This window comes from Mediterraneibacter gnavus ATCC 29149, from assembly GCF_008121495.1.
Lineage (GTDB): Bacteria > Bacillota > Clostridia > Lachnospirales > Lachnospiraceae > Mediterraneibacter > Mediterraneibacter gnavus.
This window is the reverse complement of the sequence record NZ_CP043051.1, coordinates 1,295,001-1,315,989: the sequence shown is the minus strand read 5'-3', so window position 1 is coordinate 1,315,989 and position 20,989 is coordinate 1,295,001. Positions and strand designations below refer to the sequence as shown.

At 43.6% G+C, this 20,989-nt stretch carries 20 protein-coding genes, 7 tRNA genes and 1 rRNA gene (1 of these 28 running past the window's edge); 4 read left to right on the top strand and 24 right to left on the bottom strand.

All coding sequences use genetic code 11. The annotated features are described in order from the left end of the window. Nucleotide 1: 1 nt before the first annotated feature. Nucleotides 2-700 carry a LytR/AlgR family response regulator transcription factor gene (locus FXV78_RS06415; RefSeq protein WP_004844725.1) on the bottom strand — a complete coding sequence of 233 codons (699 nt, stop codon included), beginning with the start codon at nucleotides 698-700 and terminating at the stop codon, nucleotides 2-4. Between the two features lie 276 nt (nucleotides 701-976). On the opposite strand from FXV78_RS06415, the gene FXV78_RS17825 reads away from it, so the two are divergent. Both FXV78_RS17825 and FXV78_RS06410 read left to right on the top strand, forming a co-directional pair. Continuing rightward, on the top strand, nucleotides 977-1,135 hold the full coding sequence (locus tag FXV78_RS17825; protein WP_009245927.1) for a hypothetical protein: 159 nt from the start codon (nucleotides 977-979) through the stop codon (nucleotides 1,133-1,135). Between the two features lie 149 nt (nucleotides 1,136-1,284). After that, nucleotides 1,285-2,076, top strand: coding sequence for an HD domain-containing protein (locus FXV78_RS06410; RefSeq protein WP_004844796.1), 792 nt, complete (start codon nucleotides 1,285-1,287; stop codon nucleotides 2,074-2,076). Here the strand turns inward: FXV78_RS06410 and FXV78_RS06405 are convergent. Next, complete coding sequence (locus FXV78_RS06405) at nucleotides 2,057-2,668, bottom strand: nucleoside recognition domain-containing protein (protein ID WP_004844795.1); 612 nt, start codon at nucleotides 2,666-2,668, stop codon at nucleotides 2,057-2,059. The genes FXV78_RS06410 and FXV78_RS06405 overlap by 20 nt on opposite strands. 3 nt (nucleotides 2,669-2,671) lie before the next feature. Next, nucleotides 2,672-4,426 (bottom strand): DUF885 domain-containing protein, encoded by a 1,755-nt coding sequence (locus FXV78_RS06400; RefSeq protein WP_004844794.1) that lies wholly within the window; start codon nucleotides 4,424-4,426, stop codon nucleotides 2,672-2,674. Nucleotides 4,427-4,533: 107 nt separating this feature from the next. Between FXV78_RS06400 and FXV78_RS06395 the strand changes: the two genes are divergently transcribed. Together FXV78_RS06395 and FXV78_RS06390 are read left to right on the top strand one after the other, a co-directional pair. Further along, complete coding sequence (locus FXV78_RS06395; protein WP_004844793.1) at nucleotides 4,534-5,064, top strand: spore maturation protein; 531 nt, start codon at nucleotides 4,534-4,536, stop codon at nucleotides 5,062-5,064. A gap of 56 nt (nucleotides 5,065-5,120) precedes the next feature. Then, a complete protein-coding gene (locus FXV78_RS06390) occupies nucleotides 5,121-5,780 on the top strand; it encodes an ABC transporter ATP-binding protein (RefSeq protein ID WP_004844792.1) in 660 nt (219 codons plus the stop codon). Between the two features lie 64 nt (nucleotides 5,781-5,844). Here the strand turns inward: FXV78_RS06390 and rsmI are convergent, their stop codons facing one another. The 21 genes from rsmI to FXV78_RS06285 all read right to left on the bottom strand — a co-directional run. Further along, nucleotides 5,845-6,690 (bottom strand): 16S rRNA (cytidine(1402)-2'-O)-methyltransferase, encoded by an 846-nt coding sequence (rsmI, locus tag FXV78_RS06385; protein WP_004844791.1) that lies wholly within the window; start codon nucleotides 6,688-6,690, stop codon nucleotides 5,845-5,847. A 21-nt stretch (nucleotides 6,691-6,711) separates the two neighbouring features. Beyond that, nucleotides 6,712-7,410, bottom strand: coding sequence for a tRNA1(Val) (adenine(37)-N6)-methyltransferase (locus tag FXV78_RS06380; protein ID WP_004844790.1), 699 nt, complete (start codon nucleotides 7,408-7,410; stop codon nucleotides 6,712-6,714). Continuing rightward, nucleotides 7,400-8,305: a PSP1 domain-containing protein gene (locus FXV78_RS06375; protein ID WP_004844789.1), complete on the bottom strand. Its 906-nt coding sequence runs from the start codon at nucleotides 8,303-8,305 to the stop codon at nucleotides 7,400-7,402. Before FXV78_RS06375 ends, FXV78_RS06380 begins: the two co-directional genes overlap by 11 nt. A gap of 4 nt (nucleotides 8,306-8,309) precedes the next feature. Further along, nucleotides 8,310-9,305 (bottom strand): DNA polymerase III subunit delta', encoded by a 996-nt coding sequence (holB, locus tag FXV78_RS06370; RefSeq protein WP_004844788.1) that lies wholly within the window; start codon nucleotides 9,303-9,305, stop codon nucleotides 8,310-8,312. Nucleotides 9,306-9,436: 131 nt separating this feature from the next. After that, nucleotides 9,437-10,522, bottom strand: a complete 1,086-nt coding sequence (locus FXV78_RS06365) for an ABC transporter ATP-binding protein (protein WP_004844786.1) — start codon at nucleotides 10,520-10,522, stop codon at nucleotides 9,437-9,439. 19 nt (nucleotides 10,523-10,541) lie between these two features. Continuing rightward, nucleotides 10,542-11,264, bottom strand: coding sequence for an HAD family hydrolase (locus FXV78_RS06360; protein WP_004844785.1), 723 nt, complete (start codon nucleotides 11,262-11,264; stop codon nucleotides 10,542-10,544). After that, a complete protein-coding gene (locus tag FXV78_RS06355) occupies nucleotides 11,257-12,756 on the bottom strand; it encodes a CehA/McbA family metallohydrolase (RefSeq protein ID WP_225084493.1) in 1,500 nt (499 codons plus the stop codon). Before FXV78_RS06355 ends, FXV78_RS06360 begins: the two co-directional genes overlap by 8 nt. Nucleotide 12,757: 1 nt before the next feature. Next, nucleotides 12,758-14,059 carry an ABC transporter substrate-binding protein gene (locus tag FXV78_RS06350; RefSeq protein WP_004844783.1) on the bottom strand — a complete coding sequence of 434 codons (1,302 nt, stop codon included), beginning with the start codon at nucleotides 14,057-14,059 and terminating at the stop codon, nucleotides 12,758-12,760. Between the two features lie 65 nt (nucleotides 14,060-14,124). Further along, a complete protein-coding gene (locus tag FXV78_RS06345) occupies nucleotides 14,125-14,961 on the bottom strand; it encodes a carbohydrate ABC transporter permease (RefSeq protein ID WP_004844782.1) in 837 nt (278 codons plus the stop codon). Nucleotides 14,962-14,976: 15 nt separating this feature from the next. After that, the gene (locus tag FXV78_RS06340; protein WP_004844781.1) at nucleotides 14,977-15,858 is read right to left on the bottom strand and encodes a carbohydrate ABC transporter permease; all 882 of its coding nucleotides are present in this window, start codon (nucleotides 15,856-15,858) and stop codon (nucleotides 14,977-14,979) included. Further along, nucleotides 15,848-17,131 carry an MATE family efflux transporter gene (locus tag FXV78_RS06335; RefSeq protein ID WP_039960210.1) on the bottom strand — a complete coding sequence of 428 codons (1,284 nt, stop codon included), beginning with the start codon at nucleotides 17,129-17,131 and terminating at the stop codon, nucleotides 15,848-15,850. The genes FXV78_RS06340 and FXV78_RS06335 overlap by 11 nt, the downstream gene beginning before the upstream one ends. Nucleotides 17,132-17,286: 155 nt before the next feature. Continuing rightward, nucleotides 17,287-17,880: a nucleoside/nucleotide kinase family protein gene (locus FXV78_RS06330; RefSeq protein ID WP_004844779.1), complete on the bottom strand. Its 594-nt coding sequence runs from the start codon at nucleotides 17,878-17,880 to the stop codon at nucleotides 17,287-17,289. Further along, the gene (locus FXV78_RS06325) at nucleotides 17,873-19,297 is read right to left on the bottom strand and encodes an aminotransferase class I/II-fold pyridoxal phosphate-dependent enzyme (protein WP_004844778.1); all 1,425 of its coding nucleotides are present in this window, start codon (nucleotides 19,295-19,297) and stop codon (nucleotides 17,873-17,875) included. The genes FXV78_RS06330 and FXV78_RS06325 overlap by 8 nt, the downstream gene beginning before the upstream one ends. 251 nt (nucleotides 19,298-19,548) lie before the next feature. Next, nucleotides 19,549-19,621, bottom strand: a tRNA-Lys gene (locus tag FXV78_RS06320). 35 nt (nucleotides 19,622-19,656) lie between these two features. Beyond that, nucleotides 19,657-19,729: transfer RNA gene (locus FXV78_RS06315), tRNA-Phe, on the bottom strand. Between the two features lie 20 nt (nucleotides 19,730-19,749). Next, nucleotides 19,750-19,823 (bottom strand) — tRNA-Met (locus FXV78_RS06310). A 25-nt stretch (nucleotides 19,824-19,848) separates the two neighbouring features. Continuing rightward, a tRNA-Thr gene (locus tag FXV78_RS06305) sits at nucleotides 19,849-19,921 on the bottom strand. Between the two features lie 29 nt (nucleotides 19,922-19,950). Then, nucleotides 19,951-20,032: transfer RNA gene (locus tag FXV78_RS06300), tRNA-Tyr, on the bottom strand. 12 nt (nucleotides 20,033-20,044) lie between these two features. Next, nucleotides 20,045-20,117 (bottom strand) — tRNA-Val (locus tag FXV78_RS06295). Nucleotides 20,118-20,125: 8 nt separating this feature from the next. Further along, a tRNA-Asp gene (locus FXV78_RS06290) sits at nucleotides 20,126-20,199 on the bottom strand. 65 nt (nucleotides 20,200-20,264) lie between these two features. Beyond that, a 23S ribosomal RNA gene (locus tag FXV78_RS06285) occupies nucleotides 20,265-20,989 on the bottom strand (it continues 2,167 nt past the right edge of the window).

The window sequence follows — 20,989 nt, the reverse complement described above, 5'->3', positions numbered from 1 at the left end:
ATCAGCCTCCCAGAAAATCTACCACTGCACTCAGAAATGCAGGTCTGTTTCTCCTGCTGATTTCCAGCTCATCTCCACTCACAACCGCAATGTTTTTTCTGATTTCGGAAACATACTTCAAATTCACCAGATAACACTGATTGCATTTTGCAAAATGCCAGTCTTCCAGCTCTTCCTGCACGTCCTTTAATGCTCCGCGAATCGTAAATACTCCTGCTTTCGTGTGATAGTGGAGCATCCGGTTCTGGATCTCTACATAATAGATCTCTCTGCTGTCCAGAAATTTCGCCCCATCCGGAAGATTCAGACAGATCCTTTTTCCTTCCCGGTTTTTCACTCTTCCCACAGCTCTTGTAAAACGCATGGAAAAGGTATAATAGTTGAGCGGTTTTAAAATGAAATCCAGCGCATCTACTTCGTAGCCCTTGATCGCATACTGCGCCATATTCGTGATAAAAACAATCACTACCTCCTTATCCAGTTCCCGTATCTTCTGAGCCGCCTCCATACCATTGAGATGAGGCATTTCGATATCCATCAGAAGAATGTCAAATTTGTGATAATTCTGAACCAGCTCTCTGCCGTCCGGAAATGCTGTAGTCTGAATCTGGAGATCATATTCCTTTGCATATCTGCCCACCATCTCCTGTATCAATCCACGATATTCAGTTTCATCTTCTACAACAGCTACACGCAGCATCCTCTGCCTCCTTTGCTATAAAATGTCATTTCCTGACTTGGTTTCTTATAAGAGTATTATTATACCATAATCTTTTTTGAAGATGTACCCCCTAAATATTGCCGGCAGGAATTCGTTTTCATCCCACTTGACATCTATCGGGAAACCCGTCACAATAAAGGTATACCCATCTAGGCATCCCGTAATACATGCCTGCGGCGGGCGGACTTTGTCCGATAAGGTATCAAAAACGATTTAGATGCGTGGCTCACATTTCTCAGCGAGGATAATCCGGAAATGATCGTCCAGCTAATCAAACAATATCCGAAGTTTATTCCTATGTACCGGGAGATTTATGAGCTTTGCAGGAATGTGGAGAAAGTTATGGGATTGTTTTCAAAAGAATTACAAATATTGGATAAGAATACCGTGCAGTACATGATCGATCAAATGTAGGATACGATCGATGAACAACAGAATACTATTGCTCAAAAAAATGAGTTGCTTGCATCTCAGGAAGTTCTTTTGCAACAAAAAGAAAAAGAACTTGAGCAGCTTAAGAAACAGTTAGAAGAACAACGTAATTTGTAAGGAGTGCCACTTTTATGGATTTTTATACCGCCAAAACCCAATTCAACAATTATTTAAAAGACTACGACTGCCACAATGACAAAATTTGTCTAAAAATCGTACATACCTACGGTGTTGTCAAAGAAAGTGCCGATATTGCCGCCCGTATGAAATTATCTGAGGAAGATACGTCCCTCGCCAAGATGATCGCACTGCTGCATGATATCGGACGTTTTGAACAGTTGAAGCAATTTGACAGTTTTCTCCCTGACACGATGGATCACGCAGCTTACGGAGTCAAAATTCTGTTCGACAATGCGCCTCATCAAAATCTGATCCGTAACTTTATTCCAGAATCAGATTTTGACGAAATCATCCGTATTTCCATTGCCAAACACAGTGATTTTAAGCTGGATGGAATTTCCGATGCACGTACTTTACTTCATGCAAAGATCATCCGGGATGCCGATAAACTGGACAACTGCCGTGTAAAACTGGAAGACAGACTGGAAACTTTTATGGATACTTCCGCAGAGGAAACAGGCGCCTCTGCGATTTCTCCAAAAGTAAGAGATTCTATTTTACGTCATGAATGTATCCTGTCCTCTGACCGGGTAACACCGATGGATTACTGGATTTCTTATCTTGCTTATTTTTATGATATTAACTTCCGGGAAAGTCTGGATATCATCGAAGAGCAAAACTATATTCCCAAAATCATTGCCAGGATCCCTTATACCAATCCGGAGACAAAAGAAGTGATGAAACGCGTGGAAGAAGAATTGATCGAGTATGCCCGGATCGGACTTATCTCTTCCTGTCCATAATCTTACAATACACCATCCCGGCCAGCGTACTCACTGTTGTCGCCACAATCCCCGCACCTACAATTGCCGCCGGATTCACACTTCCATACTGACTCCGGTAGGCGATCACATTGATCGGGATCAACTGCAGCGAAGAGATATTCATGATCAGAAATGTGCACATTTCATTGGATGCCACGCCGGGCTTTCTTGCCTTTCCCGGCGCTCTTTTCATCCTTCTTTCCTGTTCTAATTCGGCCAGTGCCTGCATTCCCTGAAGTCCGGCAGGCGTTGCCGCCCAGCCAAGCCCCAGAAAATTTGCAATAAAGTTTGTTGTAATATACTGATTCGCCTGATGCTCTTTCGGAATATCAGGAAACAAAAATCGGATCAGCGGTCTCATTTTTTTCGATGCCATCTCAATAATTCCCGCCCGGGACGCAATTTCCATGATTCCCATCCAGAATGCCATCACTCCCACCATTGTAATACACAAGGTTACTGCATCTTTTGCAGAATCCAGAGCTGCATTCGTGATATCGGGCATTTTTCCGGTGAATGCACCATATATGATTCCGATTATAATCATTCCTGCCCACAGATAATTCAACATCTTTTATTTTTCTCCCTGCCACATATATTTTTCTACCAGTTCAAACGGTGCCGGTCCTACATCCAGTACTGCCTTATGAAATTCTTTCTGGGAAAAATTCTCGCCTTTTTTTTCGACCCATTTTTTCTTTAATTCCAGAAATTCTACATAGCCGATATAATACTTCAGATAATTTCCCGGAGATCCAATGATCAGATCATAAATCTGATTTACGATCTCCGCACTTCCGACTCCATATTCTTTGAAAAATTTTACAGTATCCATCCGATTCCACCCATCATAATGAATGCCCATATCTGCCAGCGCATACAATGCCAGCAAAATGGAACTGTTTTTCTGAAGCAGAACCGCCTGCTCTCTGGTAAGAGAATCTGCCAGATAGTAGGAACCCATTTCCGCATACGTTGCCCAGCCTTCTACATATCCGCCAAAATTGAAAATACTGCGCAGTGGATCCGGCTTTGTCGATGCGTAATAAACCGTCTGATACAGATGCCCCGGATACCCCTCATGGGCCAGTGTTGTATACAGTGTCAGCTTATTACCCATCTGGGCCTGATTGACATAGATGACATTTTCTTCTGTGTCATCCAATGCCGGTATCATATAGAATGCCGGACTTAGATGTGCTTCCATGGCTTTTGGCACATATTTTACTTCTACACTCGTCTGGGGAAGTTTTGGGAACGTCTTCTGAATATCCAGACTCAGGCTGTTTAATATTTCTTTTGGATCGGTAGATTCCATCACTGCTGTTTCCTTTGCCTGTTCTGCTGTCAGTCCGATCACAGCTTTCATTGCCGCCAGATCATCTTTCATTTGATTCTTTGTCAGTTTCTGTAATTGAGGAACTGTTCTTGCAGATCCTGTGGACGCCTGCACTGTCAGTTCATAATATTCTTTTCCGTTTGGCAGATAACAGAGTCCTTCTTCGTTCTTACCGGAATCTTTCAACTCCACCACGGTTTTAATCAGCTGCTGATAGGCCGGCAACACATAGGTCTGCAGCATATATGCATTTTTCTGGATATAATCACTTTTCTCCGATTCGGACAGATCTGTAAGCTTCTGGATCCGATCAACAAACGTGGAAATCAGATAGTTGGAGTCTCCCATATCAATGAATGCCTGACACTGTTCAATTACGGTGTCCGCCGTATAGCTTGCCATAAAAAGCCCTTTTTGTGCCTTTTCCTGTTCAAATGCGATCAGGGAATTAAAATAATCGGGTGTTGTTTTCATCAACTCCAGATAAGCATCCACATCTTCTTTGCTTTGAAACTGATATTCTGACAACAGTACCGGAATCTGTGTCTGCACACCGCTGACTGTCCCCATGGGCTCTTCATACAGCAGATAATCACTTTCTTTTTTAGATAACTCCAGATAATAATCCAACACATCATATGTAAGCCTGTTTTCCCTTGATAATTTCCGATAGGAAAATCGTTTCAATGCCGCCTGTGTATTTTCTGTGGAAATTTTTCGGGTTCCTTTATCCGTATTAAAATATCCGAATGTAACCGGGGAATCCTGAATCCCATACTGACCGGGATCTTTGAGTGTATAATGCAGACTGACCGTATTTGACGCCACTTCCTGACAAAATAAGGTTTCGGTAAACTTTCTGAACTTTTTATTCTGGATTTCTGAAGACTGCCCGTGACATCCTGACAATATCACAGACAACAGCAAAGTAAGAACAAGAATGATCGAGATGACTTGCTTTTTTGTGCTCTTTCGCAAACGATCTGACATGGCAAACTCCCAAAATCGATTTTGTTTTATCTTATGAGTTCTTGAGGGATGTTATTCTCTGAAACCGCATATAGATTTAAAAATCTGATTTTATTTTGGAGTCAGCCATGAATCTTTTTCTCTACCTCACCAATTTTATTGTCCCGTTTCTGATCCTTGCCATCATCGTCTATGGACTTCTGATGAAGATCAACGTCTATGAACATTTCATCAAAGGTGCCCGAAACGGATTTTTAACCGTTCTCAAGATCATGCCCACACTCATCGGACTTATGGTGGCAGTGGGTATTCTCCGCGCTTCCGGGTTTCTGGAGATGATTTCCTCCTGTATCGGGCAGTTTACTGCTGCCATTGGATTTCCCGGAGAACTGGTTCCTCTTACGGTTGTCAAAATGTTTTCTTCCTCAGCCGCTACCGGACTTCTTCTGGATCTCTATAAAGAGTTTGGTACGGATTCTCTGATCGGACTGATCGCATCCATTTCCATGTCCTGTACAGAGACCATCTTTTATACTATGAGTGTCTATTTCATGACCGCAAAGATCAAAAACTCCCGCTACACACTGACTGGAGCGCTGATTGCCACCTTCGCCGGACTTGCAGCCAGCGTGGTCCTGTCTCAATTCATGCTGCAATAGATTGTTTTGCAGGTTTGAATATGGTACACTGATGTTAGACATAAGGAGGTGTTCTGATGGCGAGTATTACTCTTGAAAATCTGAACAAGACATATCCCAACGGATTTGTATCTGTCAAAAATCTTTCTTTGCATATAGAAGACGGAGAGTTTGTTACCTTTTTCGGACCAAGCGGCTGCGGAAAATCCACCATACTTCGCATGATCGGTGGTATGGAGGATATTACATCCGGTGAAATCTATCTCGGAAAAGATCTGCTCAACGATATTCTGCCCCGTGACCGTAGTCTTGCCATGGCGTTTCAGAATTATCAGCTCTATTCTCACTTAAACGTGTATGACAATATCGCGCTTGGACTGCGCCTTCGCAATCTTCCGCGGCAGATTATTGACAGCCGTGTGAAAATGGCAGCACATTTTTTCAATATCACGGACATTCTTGAGAAAAAGATCCGGGTGATCAATGAGGCGCAGAAACAACGCGTTGCACTTGGACGTGCTGTTGTATGCAAACCAAAAGTCCTTCTGGTCGATGAAGATTTTGCCCGACAGAACGAACATCGCAGAAAAGAAATGATGCGTGATATCCGGCGCATCAACAAAGAGCTTGGCATTACAGTCCTCTATGTAACTAACAAGCGGGGAGAAACTGAGATTGCAGGACAAAAAGTAATCTCCATGAGAGACGGAGAGATTGTGGATATCAAAAAAATCTGAATCACATAAGCTCATCGTACAAAAAAGGAACGCAGAAATCTTTCCTGATTCCTGCGTTTCTTTTTTATTTTCTGCTTTCCAGATATTGGTAAATATCCCGCTTGGACACTCCCCTGTCCTTTGCGACAGCTTTCATTGCTGATTTCTTATCCATTCCCTGTTTTGTGTATACTTCCATGTGATCTTCAATGGTCATTTCTTCCCACTGTTTTCTCTCCTCTTCCCGGGCTTCTTCCCGGCTCTTCCCCTCGATCACCAGAACACATTCCCCTTTTGGAGGATTTGCCTCATAATGAGCCACTGCTTCTTCCAAAGTCACTGCAAGAGCTGTCTCATGACGTTTTGTCAACTCCCGGCATACGGTAATCTTCCGGTTTCCAAGCCGCTCCAGAAACAATTTCAGAGTCTTTACAAGACGATGAGGTGCTTCATATACGATCATAGTCCTCGTTTCAGTCTCCATCTCCTTTAAAATCTGTTCCCGCTCTTTTTTATCCGATGGCAAAAATGCTTCAAATGCAAATCGTCTGGTAGACAGCCCGGAAATTGTCAGCGCCGTAATACAGGCTGCTGCCCCCGGAAGAGATGTTACCGAAATTCCGGATTCATAGCACATCTTCACGAGTTCCTCTCCGGGATCCGAAATTCCGGGCGTTCCGGCATCTGTGATCAAAGCGATATTCTGTCCTTCCAACAGCTTTTCTACCAGCTTTCTTCCTTTTTCGTATTTATTGTATTCGTGATAACTGGTCATTGGTGTCTGTATCTCAAAATGATTTAACAGCTTGATACTGTTTCTTGTATCCTCCGCTGCGATCAGATCCACTTCTTTGAGTGTACGGATCACACGAAAAGTCATATCCTCCAGATTTCCGATTGGAGTTGCACACAAATATAACGTTCCTGTCATGCTGTTTCCTTTCTCTCACCCTCACCGGGTATACATAATTATAGGCGGTTCGATCGTTACCCTCGGTTTTCCGCCTCGAAGACCTTCGATCAGCACCATCGTAGGTTCCTTATCAATATAAGGATGCACAAATCGGATCCGCTTCGGTTCGATCTTATATTCACTCATCTTCGTCAGAATCTCTGCCAGACGAAACGGTTTGTGTATCATATAAAACCGCCCTTTCCCGTCCGCAAGTAATTGTTTGCTCTCTCGTAAAATATCATCCAGAGTACATAAAATCTCATGCCGTGCGATCGCTTTGGCATCTCCCGGATTCTGCAGACCATGCTGATTCAGCATATACGGTGGATTGGTCACGATCACATCAAAAAAAGTCGGCTTGAATAACGCTGCCGCCTCTTTGATATCTCCCTGCACAATCTCAATTTTTTCCTGCAGATGATTCCACTCTATACTTCTTCGCGCCATATCAGCACTTTCTTTTTGAATCTCAAGTCCGATAAAATGCTCTCCCCGGGTCTTTGCAGACAATAAAATCGGTAAGATCCCGGTTCCGGTTCCCAGATCCAGAACCTTCTCCCCCGGTTTGACCTTGGCAAAATCAGAAAGCATCACCGCATCAATCCCAAAACAAAATCGTTCCGGATCCTGGATAATCTGAAGCCCATTAAGCTGCAGATCATCCAGACGCTCTCCGGATTTTAAATTATTTGTCATCTAATCTTGACGCTCCTTCTCCCTTTTCCAGTTCCGCGAGCTTGCGCATCTCTTCTTTTGAGACCTTCGCTTTTCGCTTACGCGGACGGAATTTTAATTCTTCCGCCTGATATTCCCTGATTTCTTTTTCATCGTTTTCCAGATTTACAACTACTTTCACCAGTTTTCTCAGAACACTTAAGGAATGGACCGTTCCTGTCAATCCATCTGAAGTCGTAACCGTATCTCCTACTGACGGAAGCTGGCTGTTTAATTCTTCATAAGTCTCTTCCTCGTTCGTCAGACAGCACATCAGCCTTCCGCACACTCCGGAAATCTTGGTCGGATTCAGGGACAGATTCTGCTCTTTTGCCATCTTAATGGAAACCGCAGCAAACTCGGACAAATACGTGTGACAGCATAATGGTCTTCCGCAGATTCCGATTCCGCCCCGGATCTTCGTCTCATCTCTTACACCGATCTGACGCAGCTCGATCCGAATGCGAAATACTGCTGCAAGATCTTTTACCAGCTCACGGAAATCGATACGCCCGTCTGCTGTGAAATAAAACAGCACTTTATTGTTGTCAAATGTATATTCCGCATCGATCAGTTTCATCTCCAGACCATGCTTTCTGATCTTTTCCAGACAAATCTGAAATGCTTCCTTTTCTTTCTCTCTATTTTTCTCTTCTGTCTTCTGATCCTGCTCTGTGGCGATCCGAATGACAGACTTCAGCGGCTGTATCACCTCTTGATCTTTTACTTTTCTGGTTCCGATCACAACCTTTCCATACTCTACACCGCGCGCAGTCTCCACAATCACGTGGTCTCCCTGTTTGATCTCAAACTTTCCCGGTGAAAAATAGTAGATTTTTCCGGCTGTCCGAAACCTTACTCCAATCACTTTTGTCATTCTATCAGTTCTCCTTTATTGTCAATAAAAGCAATTCCATCGTCAGTTCAAAATTGACATTTGCTTTTAGTCTGGCCTTTGCCTTTTCAATTCCGTCCAGAATATTCTCGATTCCCTCGTAAGAGCTCTTGCTTGCCCGGTCCTTGATAAATCTGAGCTGATCAGAAAATACGACCTGATCCACATTCTTTGTGGCTTTATAGATCAGCACATCCCGATACCATACCGAGATCACATCCAGATAGTCTGTGATATTCATCTTATAAGAAACCACTCGTTTTACGGCTGCCTCCAGCGCATCCACATCCATGTCATTGATCTCACGCAGCAGATGAACTGCCTCTTCCTTGATCTCATTAAAATGCTCTGATGTCGCAAGCATGATCGCACGTCCCATATTCCCCTGCGCAAACGCCACGCACACATCTGCTTTATAATCCGGAATCTCCATCTGTTCCATCAGATATTTTTTGATCAGCTGATCTTTGATATTTCTCAGCTTCAGCATTACACATCTGGAACGGATCGTCGGAAGAAGAATCTCCGCATTCTCTGTCAGAAGCAGGATCACCGCATAAGCCGGCGGCTCCTCGATCGTCTTCAACAGCGCATTCTGCGCCTGTACACTCATCATATCTGCATCTGGTACAATATAGATCTTATATTTGCTGCTGTATGGCTTGATCACAATATCATTGTTGATCTGCTCTCTGATGTCATCAATACTGATCGTATTTGGTTTTTCGTGTGTCACCCTGATAATATCCGGCTGATTATTCGATGCTGCCTGTTTGCAGGACTGGCACTTTCCGCATGCGTCTCCGTCTTCATCCCGGTTCTGACACTGCAGGCTCATAGCGAACAAATTTGCCAGAAGTCGTTTTCCGGAACCTTTTTCCCCATTCAAAATATATGCATGGGAAACCTTATCTGTTTTTACCGCATTTTCAATATACTGTATTATATTTTTGTGTCCAACCACGTCTTTAAAACTGCTCATATCATCACCTGCTGTCTTTTCTTGAATTCCTTCGGTTACTGTTTCAGTATAGCATAATTTTGATGTAAGATATACCCAGATTCCTGCAATTGCACAAAAAAAACAGCAGAAGTCTCCTTCCGCCGTCTTTCTTATATTCTGATCCCGGTGTCACCGTCAAACAAGTGCAGTTTATCATTTCTGAGACAAAAAGAAATCCTGTCTCCCCGTCTATATGGTGTGTCTGCATTTGTCCTCAATGCCACATCCTTCCCTTCGTATGTAAAATAAAGATAGGTTTCTGCACCGAGCATTTCATACACCAGAACCTCATGCTCTGTTCCTTCCTCTGTAAGTACCAGATCTTCCGGACGCACACCTACTGTGATCACCTCACCCATATATCCCTTTCGGAAAACTCGTTCGGCATCTTCTTCTGTCAGATTGACCGCAAAATCTCCAATCTGAAGATAGGTTCCATATTCTCCGCCTCTGCAGCATTTCCCCTGAAAGAAATTCATAGGCGGCATTCCGATAAAACCTGCCACAAATGTATTTGCCGGACAGTTGTAAAGTTCTTCCGGTGATGCGACTTGCTGAATCACTCCGTCTTTCATCACTACAATCTTTGTTCCAAGTGTCATCGCCTCTGTCTGATCATGCGTCACATAAATAAACGTCGTTTTCAGCTTCTGGTACAACCTCAGTATCTCCGCCCTCATCTGTGTTCTTAATTTTGCATCCAGATTGGACAATGGCTCATCCATCAGGAAAATTCTTGGATTCCGTACAATTGCACGTCCCATTGCCACTCTCTGCTTCTGCCCGCCCGAAAGTTCTCCCGGCTTTCTGTCCAGAACCCCTTCGTGTCCAAGAATCTTTGCCGCTTCCTCCACCTTCTGTCTGCATTCTTTTTTCGGTACCTTTTTCAGCCGGAGGCTATATGCCATATTCTCAAATACGGTCATATGCGGGTACAGTGCATAATTCTGAAACACCATTGCAATATCTCTGTCGCATGACTGTACCTGATTCATCATTTTTCCATCGATCAGAAGCTCCCCGTCGGATATTTCCTCCAATCCTGCGATCATCCGCAGCGTTGTCGATTTTCCACATCCGGAAGGACCTACGAAAATCACAAACTCCTGATCCTTGATCTTAAGATTAAAATCCTGTACCGCAACTACTTTGTCTTCATATTTTTTATATACATGTTTCAACTGAATCTCAGCCACAGCAATGCCTCCTTAATATCTATATCTGTTCCAATAATTGCGGAAGTTCTCCCACAGAATTTAATATATAATCTGCTTCCCCGCAAAAATCTGCTTCCTGACTCACTCCGCTTAAAACACCAATGGCAACTCCCCCGTTTTCTCTTGCAAAACGAATGTCATTATATGTATCTCCAACCACTGCGATTTCCTGCGGCTTCAGTCCGAATTTTTTCTGAAATTCCAGAAACATATCTGCTTCCGGTTTCGGGCGCAGGACACCATCATCCGCTCCCACATAATCAAATTTTTCCAGTACCTCCAGCCGTTTCAGACAGTTTTTTGCAGACGGCACAGTATCTGCTGTTGCAAGTCCGATCCAAATGTTTCTCTGTTTCAGCGAATCAAGGACTGCTTTAATGTCCGCTGTTTCCACATACTGTGCCTGACTTTCCGTCACATATTCAGCAAACAGCCGCTCCAGCTGCATCCTCACTTTTCGGCTGTCCAGATAAATCTGCTCCCTTGAAAGTTCATCCGTAATATCCAGAGCAATTTCTGAATAGGACTTATACGCAAGCCCGCCATAAGGATCGATTTCTCCATTCTCGATTCCCATAGCATAAAACACACGTTCCTTTACTTCCTCCGAAAGCTCATTTTCTTTTAAAAACTGTATTACGACCGCTTTTGCCGCACCCAGCCATAAGGAAAAAAAGTCAATCAGAGTTCCATCTTTATCAAATAAAATTCCTTTAATCATCTGTTAAACCTTCTGTCTCTCCTTTGATTTCTCCGAAAGTGGTCCTCTCCGGCTCTTTCTTTCCTCGAAATACCGGATTTACATATCCCAGAAATTCTTTTTTCTTTGTTCTGACTTCCAGTCTGATCCACTGCCAGGAAGTATTTTCCAGAATCAAGTGTGTCTCTACATGATATTTTCCGTTTTCAGACGAACTGACCGACAGTTCCACATAATTTCCATTCATCACAAGAAATGCTTCCGGTTCTTCTGTCAGTCCCAAAATTTCCGCCCGATATGTAATCTCACACTTCTTTGCAGTGATCTCATCTCCCGGAAGACAGTTCTGACCATCCACCTTGATTTTTGGCTCTATTTTGCAGAATCTGGTCACACACAGATGTCCCTGCCTTACTGCATTCATCAGATTTTTCGGACTTAATCCGTCACAAAATACCCATGTTGCGGGATCTCCCACCGCAGACGGAAGGCTTGCCCCTTCATAAAATTCATCCTCCAGATTGTGAGAATCACTTCCTCCCACTCCGAACACACGAATTCCTTCATTCCATACTTGATCCAAAAAACGAATTGCCATATCATTAGATCCTGGTCCATCCGGATACGTCGGATCATTGATGATCTCCATACAGTTGATATCCCGCAGGTCTGTATTTTCAAACTGCCACTTCCAGATGGTCAGAAACGGATGATTGATACTGCGAATCCATCCTTTTTGTTTTGCTTGTGCTATCGTCTGATCCATATACGTATCTATGACCTCTTCTCCGTTATGCTTCACGATCTCCAGAATTTTCTCCGGCATTTCCGTAATTCCAAACAGATTCATGTGTCCTTTATCTGTCGTTACCTCAATTCCGGGAAGCACACAGAGTGAAGTCTTACACCAGCCGGTATGCATCAGATTATGTTCTGTCGGCACATAAAAATCCAAACCGCTTTCCTCTGCTCTTTCAGAAGCATGCCCGATCGTCTCTTTTCCGTCAGACAACCTCGTATGCGTATGAAAATCACCCTTATACCATCCGGATTCCGGACAAAATACGTTCTCCCAACGATAGCTTTTTTCCGAGACATGAAGTCCGTTTTCCCCCCAGCATTCTCCGCCGATCGGATCAGAAACCACATCTTTCCGGTCCGAAACTGTCAGTACAATTTCTCCGGTTTGTTCTCCCAGCTTCTGCGCAACATATTCTGTAAAAATACCGATTCCGATTTTCCATGTTCCGGGATAAATCTCTCCCGGAACACCTCCTATCGTTGTATCTTTTGTACTTTTTCCGATTCCCGGGTTCTGCTGCCCATATCCCAGCAGCTTCTGAAACCGAATTTCTTTTTTGGGATCTTCCAGAAACAAGAATGCCATATACCGAAATTCTTCGGGCATTTCTATCATCATCTGAATGTGTTCTGTTCCTTCTGGAATTTCAATCCATTTTTCCTGAATATTTTTTTCTTCTTTTCCGATTTTAAATCTAATCTGATCTCTCATTTTATAATGCATCCAATGCTTCCTGTGCTGTTTTCTGTGCTTCATCCAGAGCTTCCTGTGCAGGTACGTTTTCCAACTCTACCTTATCCGCTGCAATTGACAGGGCATCCAGAATCTTTCCTCCTGTCGGATCCTGAAGAGCCGGTGTTCCGTGAGATGCCTGCTGAAGCGGAACCAGTGCCTGAGGATTTTCTTCTGCATAAGACTTAAACTCTTCTACTTCCTGTGTAGACTCACGTACTGCCACATATCCTGTGCCCATGGACCATTTTGCCTGATTTTCCGGAGTTGTAAAATATTTCATAAACTCATAAACACCTTCTTTTTCTTCATCAGAAGAATTCTGAAGCATCACAAGCTGCAGTGCATCTGCCGTTGGTGCTGAAGGGTTGTCGTTAAATCCAGGCTGTTCCATGGCTCCCACAATGCTAAAGTCCAGATCTGCCTGATCTCCGGAAGAACCTGTATAACCGCCTGCTTTATTCTGCAGAACGTCGTCAATCGTCGTGTACCAGTATTCCCAGCCCTGTCCACCGGAATTTACTTTCATGATCTTGTCATCGTGAATCCATGTACGGAAGCTCTCCCATACCTCTACCCATTCGTCTGAATTGATCATCACTTTTTTCCCATCCTCACTCAGAAGAGAGGCTCCGTTGCTGAGTGCTGCATCAATCAGATTTCCTGAGCCCCACATTGGCTCCCAGCCCACAAAGGAACCATCAGAAGCTGTCATTTTCTCTGCTGCCGCTGCAAGATCCTGCCAGGTCTTGATCGTTGCCGGGTCAATTCCCGCTTTTTCAAATGCCGCTTTATTGTAGTACATCACCTGTGTTGTACCATATGCAGGCAGTGCAAACAATTTTCCGTTCTCATCCTCCCCCTGCTCATAAAATACCGGCAGATAATCATCTTTTTCAAAGGAATCATCTTTTTCTACATACTCATTGATGTCTGCAACCAGATTTTTTTCAGAAAGATTTCTGGATTTATCTGTATCCAGAAGTGCCATGTCCGGAGCTTTCTTTCCTGCAATCCCTGCCTGCAGTTTTTCATAAGTCTCTGTATAATCCGCCTGTGTTGTTGTCTTAACTTCATATTTGTCCTGAGACTCATTGAATGCATCTACAATGTCCTGAAATACATTGACTGCTGTTTTTCCCCCGGAATACCAGAGATCCAACTGAATTTTTCCATCTGCCGTCTTTGTCGTTTCTGCAGCCTTTGCATTGTTTCCACATCCTGTCACCAGGGACATTCCAAGTACACAAACTAATAATGCTGATACAATTCTCTTTTTCATTTTCTTTTTTCTCCTTCATGCATCGTATGTCATTTTTTCTTTGCTTTCTTTATGTAAAAAAGGAATTATCCTTTCATACCCGTATCTCCGCCGATTCCATTGATAAACCACTTTTGCGTAAATGCAAACAGAATCAGAAGCGGCAGTACGATCAATGTACTTCCTGCCATGACCAGGGGCCATTCTGTTCCATAAGCACCGCCTTCTATAAAGAATTTTCTCAATCCCTGTGACACCATCATCTTCTCATCCGCATCTGTGATTAGAGAAGGCCACATATAACTGTTGTAGCAGGTAATAAAGTTCATCAGTCCAAATGTGATGAACGAAGATTTTGTCATCGGACACACGACCCGCCACAAAATCTTCCAGGAGCTTGCCCCGTCGATTCTTGCTGCCTCGATTAGTCCCATTGGAACCTGCATAAATGCCTGTCGAAGCAGAAAGATTCCGAAAATGCTGACACAGTTGGAAATGATCAGCCCTGTAAACGTGTTCAGCAGATTCCAGTTTGCCAGAATAATATAGCTCGGAATATATGTTGCTGCTGTCGGAAGCATATAAGTTCCCATGATGACTGCAAACAACGCTTTCTTGCCTTTAAAATTCATAAAAACAATCGCATAGGCGATCATCGCACCTGTTACGATCTGCAGCGCCAGCGTGATCACTGATACAAACAAACTGTTGCCGACATATCGAAGAAGCGGTGATTCAAAAATGACCTGGTAAAAGTTATGCCACTGGAATTCTGCCGGAAAAAATGAACGGACATCCATAATCTCCGCCTTTGTTTTCAGTGCACTTAAAATCATCCATACAAACGGAAAGATTGTGAAAATACTGAAGATCAGTAAAATCATTCCTTTTCCGAGTTTTTCGATTCCTGTTCTTATCTTCATAATCTGTCCTTCTTTCTAATAATGCACCCATTTTTTCGATGCACCGAACTGTACTGCCGATAATACTACGGTGATTATAATCATCACAATCGCCACCGCAGTTGCCTGCCCCATGTTAAACTCTTCAAATCCAAGCTGATAATACATATACAGCAAGGTTCTTGTGCTTCCGGACGGACCTCCCTGAGTCAGAATCTGAATCTGATCATATGCCTGCAGTGAAGTTACCATCGTAATAATTACCAGGAAAAACGTAGTCGGAGAAATACACGGAATCGTAACATCCCGGAATCTCTGCCACCTTTTTGCTCCATCCAGCCCGCTTGCCTCGTACAACTCTTTCGGAACCTTTTCCAATGCGGAAAGATAAAAGATCATCGCATATCCCAGACTCTTCCACACAGTCACAATGATCACAGCGAGCATTGCTGTGTCTGAACTTTTAATCCACTGTAATTCGGGGAGATGCAGAAATCTCATTACCGTATTTGCAATTCCCGTATTCGGATCGTAGATCCAGGTCCATACGATCGACACTGCAACAGTCGGCGTGATCCATGGCGAAAACAAAATAAATTTGATGATCCCGCTTCCTTTAAATGCTTTCTGCATCAAAAGAGCCAGCATCAGACCAAGTACGATCGTCGGAATCAGCGTTCCCAATGTAAACACAACTGTGTTCCAAAGTGCATCGTAAAATCTGGCATCCTGAAACAACGAAATAAAATTATCAAAAAATACAAAATTGTAGTCCGGAGTCATATAATCCCAGTCTGTGAAACTAATATAGACAGATCGCAGGATCGGATAAATCCAAAATACGATCAGAGGAATTAATGCCGGCAGAACAAAAAGAGTCACACTGCCCAGTTGCCTGAATTTTACTTTATTCTTCATTTTTTCTATCCTTTCTTATCAACCCGTAAATCCCTGTCATAATGCCTGCCGTTACCGGGAGCGCCAGCCAGATTCCTCTGATATCCCAGACAGCCGGAAGCAAAAACAAACAGATTGGCGAAACTGCCAGGCTTTCTATATAAGTCATGAACACCGCTTTTTTCGTCTGCATGACTGCATTGAGACAGGATACATTCAACTTTGCCGTTCCCGTTAACAGAAATGCAAATGAACTGATCAGCATCCCCGAAGAAAAGCACTGCTTTGACTCTGCTGACAGACCAAACCATCCTCCAATATACGGAATCATACAAATCGTAACTGCTGCCGCCGTGATTCCAAAAATAATTTCTGCGGTGTAAGCGATTCTTTTTACTGCTCTTACCTCCATCTCCTTTTTCGCACCATGATAAAAACTAATCAGAGGCTGTACACCTTCTCCGATTCCTGTCAGAAAATACTGAACAGGAAATACAATATAAGAAATAACCGCATAACACGCCACCGCTGCATTTCCACCATAACGAAGACACTGCAGATTTGTAAAAATAAGTGCCGCTGTCGGCGCAAGTGATGTTCCAAATGCCGTGATTCCAATCTTGAAAATATCTGCAGCATATTGTCTGTGCCACAACGGTCTCCATTTTCGATAACCTGTTTTCCACAGGATCGCACATCCTGCCATAACTACCACGGCCTGCGCCGTCACCGTTCCAAATGCGGCTCCCTTGATTCCCATATTCAATCGGAACATCAGATAATAGTTCACCAGAATATTGACTGCAAATCCTGCCGCCATGCTGAGCATTGCTCCCAGCGACTGATTCATATTTCTCAAAAGAGGCATGATTCCGGTTCCTGCCACCTGAAGGATACTTCCGGCAATAATGATCGCCGTATACTTGATTGCTTCCGTCTGAACACTTCCCGCAGCTCCCAAAATTTCTAAAAACGGTTTCTGTACCAGAGACAGCAAAATCGTTGCAAGTATACCTGTACCGATCAGAAGTGTCATTGTAAGCTCAAACAAATTTTCACATACCTTCTGCTCTCCCCGCCCTCTGTAATGAGAGTACAAAACACTTCCTCCCGTTCCGATTCCAATTCCGAGCGCAGTGATCAGTGCCGGGATCGGCCACGCAATATTGATCGCTGCAAGCCCTGTATCTCCCGCTGCCTTTCCTACAAAAATCCCATCCACAATGCTGTACATTCCTGACATGGTAAACGCCAGTACGGTAGGGAATGCCTCTTTTATTACTTTCTTTAACATCAAACTGTTTCCTTTCTTAATGGCACGTTCGTCATTATAACGTTCCTTTTTTAATATCACTTCAATTGCAAGTTAAACCCTTGTAAAGCAAAAAAAGAGAAACAAACGGCAAATCTGCCCGCCTGCTTCTCTTTTTATCTTTTTCCTGTTTTCTTTTAAAGCGAAGTCATTTCTTCCCGAATCAACTCTGTAATTTCACTCAGACATTTTTCCATCTTCAGATTTTCAAATCTCCTTACAATGCCTGCTCTTTTCAAATTCTCTTCGGAGAAATCCTCTGCATCTGCCAGAAAACGTCTGCACATCTCCGCATATTTGGGTTCCTTCTGCTGTCGTTCCCTGCAAAGCGCTCTCTCCAGCCTCAGCCCGTCCTCTACCTCAATGTAAATCGGAATCAGCTGTTCTTCTCCAAAATACTCCCGCATCCCATAATAAGATTCCAGAGTCCCTATCACAAGATAATCATACTTCTGGAGATCAATCTGCCCGTCATCTGCTGTAAAATATGTCCATATTCCACACTTTGTATTATAAGAACGTACTTCTATGACACGTTCCTTCTCCTTAAGTTCGTTCAGCCTTTCTTCGTCCACAAAAAAATATTCCACACCATCGGTCTCCCCTTCCCTGATCGGTCGGGTCGTATAAGGAGTAATCCGCTTTAACTGCGGCAGTTTTTCTCTTATTTTCTTATAAATCGTATCTTTTCCGGAAGAACTTTTCCCCATAATATAAAAAATTTTACTCATTTATCAACACCTCGATATAGTTTTCCACATTCATTCCTTCCACAGAAAACCCTTTGTTCTGATAATCTACTAACATTGCAGCTGTTTCCTTAGTGATCCGTTCCCCCGGAACGATCAGCGGAATTCCCGGCGGATACAAATACGCATATTCCATGGAAATAAACCCCGCTGACTCCTGCCAGCTCATGCTCCTTACTGTTTCCATTCTTCGCATTCCTTCTACCTCAAAGCTCGTGAAGACCTGTTCCTGACGGGGCAGATAATACCTTTTCTCTTCCTCTGACTTTTTTTCCAATTCCTCATCAATCTCAAACAAAGCACTGAGCAGCCGATCCATTCCTTCTTTTGTATCTCCAATCGAAGTCATGGCAATCACATAAGATCCTGCAGCCATTTCCATCTGCAGATGATATTCTAAAAGCAATCTCTCATATAACATTTTCCCTGTAAACACTCGATTCTCTTTCTTAAGAATCGTATCTTTTACAGACAGCACCAGTTTGGATCTGTCGAATTCTTCTGTCTCCATCAATCTGATATGCTTTAATTTTTTCAACTCTCCCCTTTTGCTTTCCAGATTCTTCACATAAGTCTCAAACAACACATCCCCCTGCTCTGCCACCGTCCTCAGACATTCATCCATACTTGCCATCAACACATAAGAAGGACTGCTTGTCTGAAAAATATGCAGATAATTCCGAATCTTCCTTCGATCGATCCGTGTCCCATTCAAGTGAATCAGTGCTGTCTGCGTCAATGCCGGAAGTGTTTTATGCAGACTGTGTATTACAACATCTGCTCCCTTTGTATTTGCATTCTCCGGAAAATAAGGGTGAAATCCAAAGTGTGCTCCGTGTGCCTCATCCACAATCAACGGAATTTTTTTCTGATGTACAATTTCAGAAATCCTCTCAATATCCGACAACACCCCGTCATATGTCGGTGATGTCAATACCACAGCCTGAACCTCCTTATGTTCCTCTAATAACCTCTCAATTTTCTCAGGAGACACAGCCATATTCAGTTCCATTGTCTCATCAAATTCCGGATAAATATATACCGGACGCAATTCATTTAAAAAAACAGCATGATAGACCGACTTATGACAGTTTCTTGCCATTAAAATCTTTCCGCCTTTTTTAGTACATCCCATTACCGCACTTAAAATACCCGCAGTACTCCCATTAATCAAATAGTGCGTCTCCTCTGCATGATACATGGACGCTGCCCTGACTTCCGCTTCCCTGATGATCTCCTCCGCATGATGAAGATTATCAAATCCTTCAATCTCTGTAATATCAATTCCATATGGTAAATTCGCTCGTGTAACATCCGAATTACGTTTATGCCCAGGCATATGAAACCCATAATAATCCGACTTCCCATATGCTTCTAATTTTTCATATAAGTATTCCATAAATTTTTCTGCAAATGCTTATCCTTCCAATTTATTTCTATCCGTATCACTTTCGCTTTTATTATATCTTCTGTATACCTGTGTTGTAAATTAGATGTTATCCACATCTATTTCCGATTCAAATAAATATTCCAACATATTTCAGACTTTTTCACATATTATGTCTGTGCTGAATCTTTTGCATAGCATAGGTGTAATCAAAATATAAGTTAATATAACAAAAAGAACAAGCAAAATCGCTTGTTCTACAATGAGCGTGCGGGGATTCGAACCCCGGACAACTTGATTAAAAGTCAAGTGCTCTACCAACTGAGCTACACGCCCGTATTCAATTATTTCATTACTCTTGGCAACGAAAATGCCCAGAGCCGGAATCGAACCAGCGACACGAGGATTTTCAGTCCTCTGCTCTACCAACTGAGCTATCTGGGCATAAGACTTAAAAGTCTAAATTGCGGGGGCAGGATTTGAACCTACGACCTTCGGGTTATGAGCCCGACGAGCTTCCAGACTGCTCCACCCCGCGATATTAAATTCTTCTCATAAGAGAAAGCCGATGATCGGACTCGAACCGATAACCTGCTGATTACAAATCAGCTGCTCTGCCAATTGAGCCACATCGGCAACTTAACTGAGTCCTTACGGTACTCAAATGGATGGAGAAGGATTCGAACCTTCGAAGGCGTTGCCAACAGATTTACAGTCTGCCCCCTTTGGCCACTCGGGAATCCATCCTTATTTAATAAGTGGGGCCTACAGGGCTCGAACCTGTGACCCTCTGCTTGTAAGGCAGATGCTCTCCCAGCTGAGCTAAGACCCCATCTTAAACGACCCAGAAGAGACTCGAACTCTCGACCTCCGCCGTGACAGGGCGGCGCTCTAACCAACTGAGCCACTGGGCCATATTGAAGATATATTGTACCTTCAAAACTGCATACAAAGAATCATCCATTTCCTATCACCTTGCTTGGTTATGCCCTCGACCTATTAGTAACAGTCAGCTCCATGCGTTACCGCACTTCCACCTCTGCCCTATCTACCTCGTCGTCTTCAAGGGGTCTTACTAACTTGACGTTATGGGATATCTCATCTTGAGGGGGGCTTCACGCTTAGATGCCTTCAGCGTTTATCCCGTCCCGGCTTGGCTACTCTGCTATGCATTTGGTAATACAACAGATCCACCAGCGGCCAGTCCACCCCGGTCCTCTCGTACTAAGGGCAGCTCCTCTCAAATATCCTACGCCCACGCCGGATAGGGACCGAACTGTCTCACGACGTTCTGAACCCAGCTCGCGTACCGCTTTAATGGGCGAACAGCCCAACCCTTGGGACCTACTTCAGCCCCAGGATGCGATGAGCCGACATCGAGGTGCCAAACCACTCCGTCGATGTGAACGCTTGGGAGTGATAAGCCTGTTATCCCCAGGGTAGCTTTTATCCGTTGAGCGATGGCAATCCCACTTTATACCACCGGATCACTAAGTCCTACTTTCGTACCTGCTCCACCCGTCGGTGTCGCAGTCAAGCTCCCTTCTGCCTTTGCACTCTTCGAATGGTTTCCAACCATTCTGAGGGAACCTTTGAGCGCCTCCGATACCCTTTCGGAGGCGACCGCCCCAGTCAAACTCCCCACCTGACATTGTCCCCCAGCCGGTTCACGGCTGCTGGTTAGAAATCCAATACTACAAGGGT

Coding starts and splice junctions, on each gene's coding strand:
- FXV78_RS06325 (WP_004844778.1), bottom strand. CDS start 19,297: ATGGAATACTTATATGAAAAATTAGAAGCATATGGGAAGTCGGATTAT.
- FXV78_RS06410 (WP_004844796.1), top strand. CDS start 1,285: ATGGATTTTTATACCGCCAAAACCCAATTCAACAATTATTTAAAAGAC.
- FXV78_RS06335 (WP_039960210.1), bottom strand. CDS start 17,131: ATGTTAAAGAAAGTAATAAAAGAGGCATTCCCTACCGTACTGGCGTTT.
- FXV78_RS06380 (WP_004844790.1), bottom strand. CDS start 7,410: ATGACAAATAATTTAAAATCCGGAGAGCGTCTGGATGATCTGCAGCTT.
- FXV78_RS06350 (WP_004844783.1), bottom strand. CDS start 14,059: ATGAAAAAGAGAATTGTATCAGCATTATTAGTTTGTGTACTTGGAATG.
- FXV78_RS06330 (WP_004844779.1), bottom strand. CDS start 17,880: ATGAGTAAAATTTTTTATATTATGGGGAAAAGTTCTTCCGGAAAAGAT.
- FXV78_RS06375 (WP_004844789.1), bottom strand. CDS start 8,305: ATGACAAAAGTGATTGGAGTAAGGTTTCGGACAGCCGGAAAAATCTAC.
- FXV78_RS06395 (WP_004844793.1), top strand. CDS start 4,534: ATGAATCTTTTTCTCTACCTCACCAATTTTATTGTCCCGTTTCTGATC.
- FXV78_RS06400 (WP_004844794.1), bottom strand. CDS start 4,426: ATGTCAGATCGTTTGCGAAAGAGCACAAAAAAGCAAGTCATCTCGATC.
- FXV78_RS06345 (WP_004844782.1), bottom strand. CDS start 14,961: ATGAAGATAAGAACAGGAATCGAAAAACTCGGAAAAGGAATGATTTTA.
- rsmI (WP_004844791.1), bottom strand. CDS start 6,690: ATGACAGGAACGTTATATTTGTGTGCAACTCCAATCGGAAATCTGGAG.
- holB (WP_004844788.1), bottom strand. CDS start 9,305: ATGAGCAGTTTTAAAGACGTGGTTGGACACAAAAATATAATACAGTAT.
- FXV78_RS06390 (WP_004844792.1), top strand. CDS start 5,121: ATGGCGAGTATTACTCTTGAAAATCTGAACAAGACATATCCCAACGGA.
- FXV78_RS06360 (WP_004844785.1), bottom strand. CDS start 11,264: ATGATTAAAGGAATTTTATTTGATAAAGATGGAACTCTGATTGACTTT.
- FXV78_RS06415 (WP_004844725.1), bottom strand. CDS start 700: ATGCTGCGTGTAGCTGTTGTAGAAGATGAAACTGAATATCGTGGATTG.
- FXV78_RS06355 (WP_225084493.1), bottom strand. CDS start 12,756: ATGAGAGATCAGATTAGATTTAAAATCGGAAAAGAAGAAAAAAATATT.
- FXV78_RS06405 (WP_004844795.1), bottom strand. CDS start 2,668: ATGTTGAATTATCTGTGGGCAGGAATGATTATAATCGGAATCATATAT.
- FXV78_RS17825 (WP_009245927.1), top strand. CDS start 977: ATGATCGTCCAGCTAATCAAACAATATCCGAAGTTTATTCCTATGTAC.
- FXV78_RS06340 (WP_004844781.1), bottom strand. CDS start 15,858: ATGAAGAATAAAGTAAAATTCAGGCAACTGGGCAGTGTGACTCTTTTT.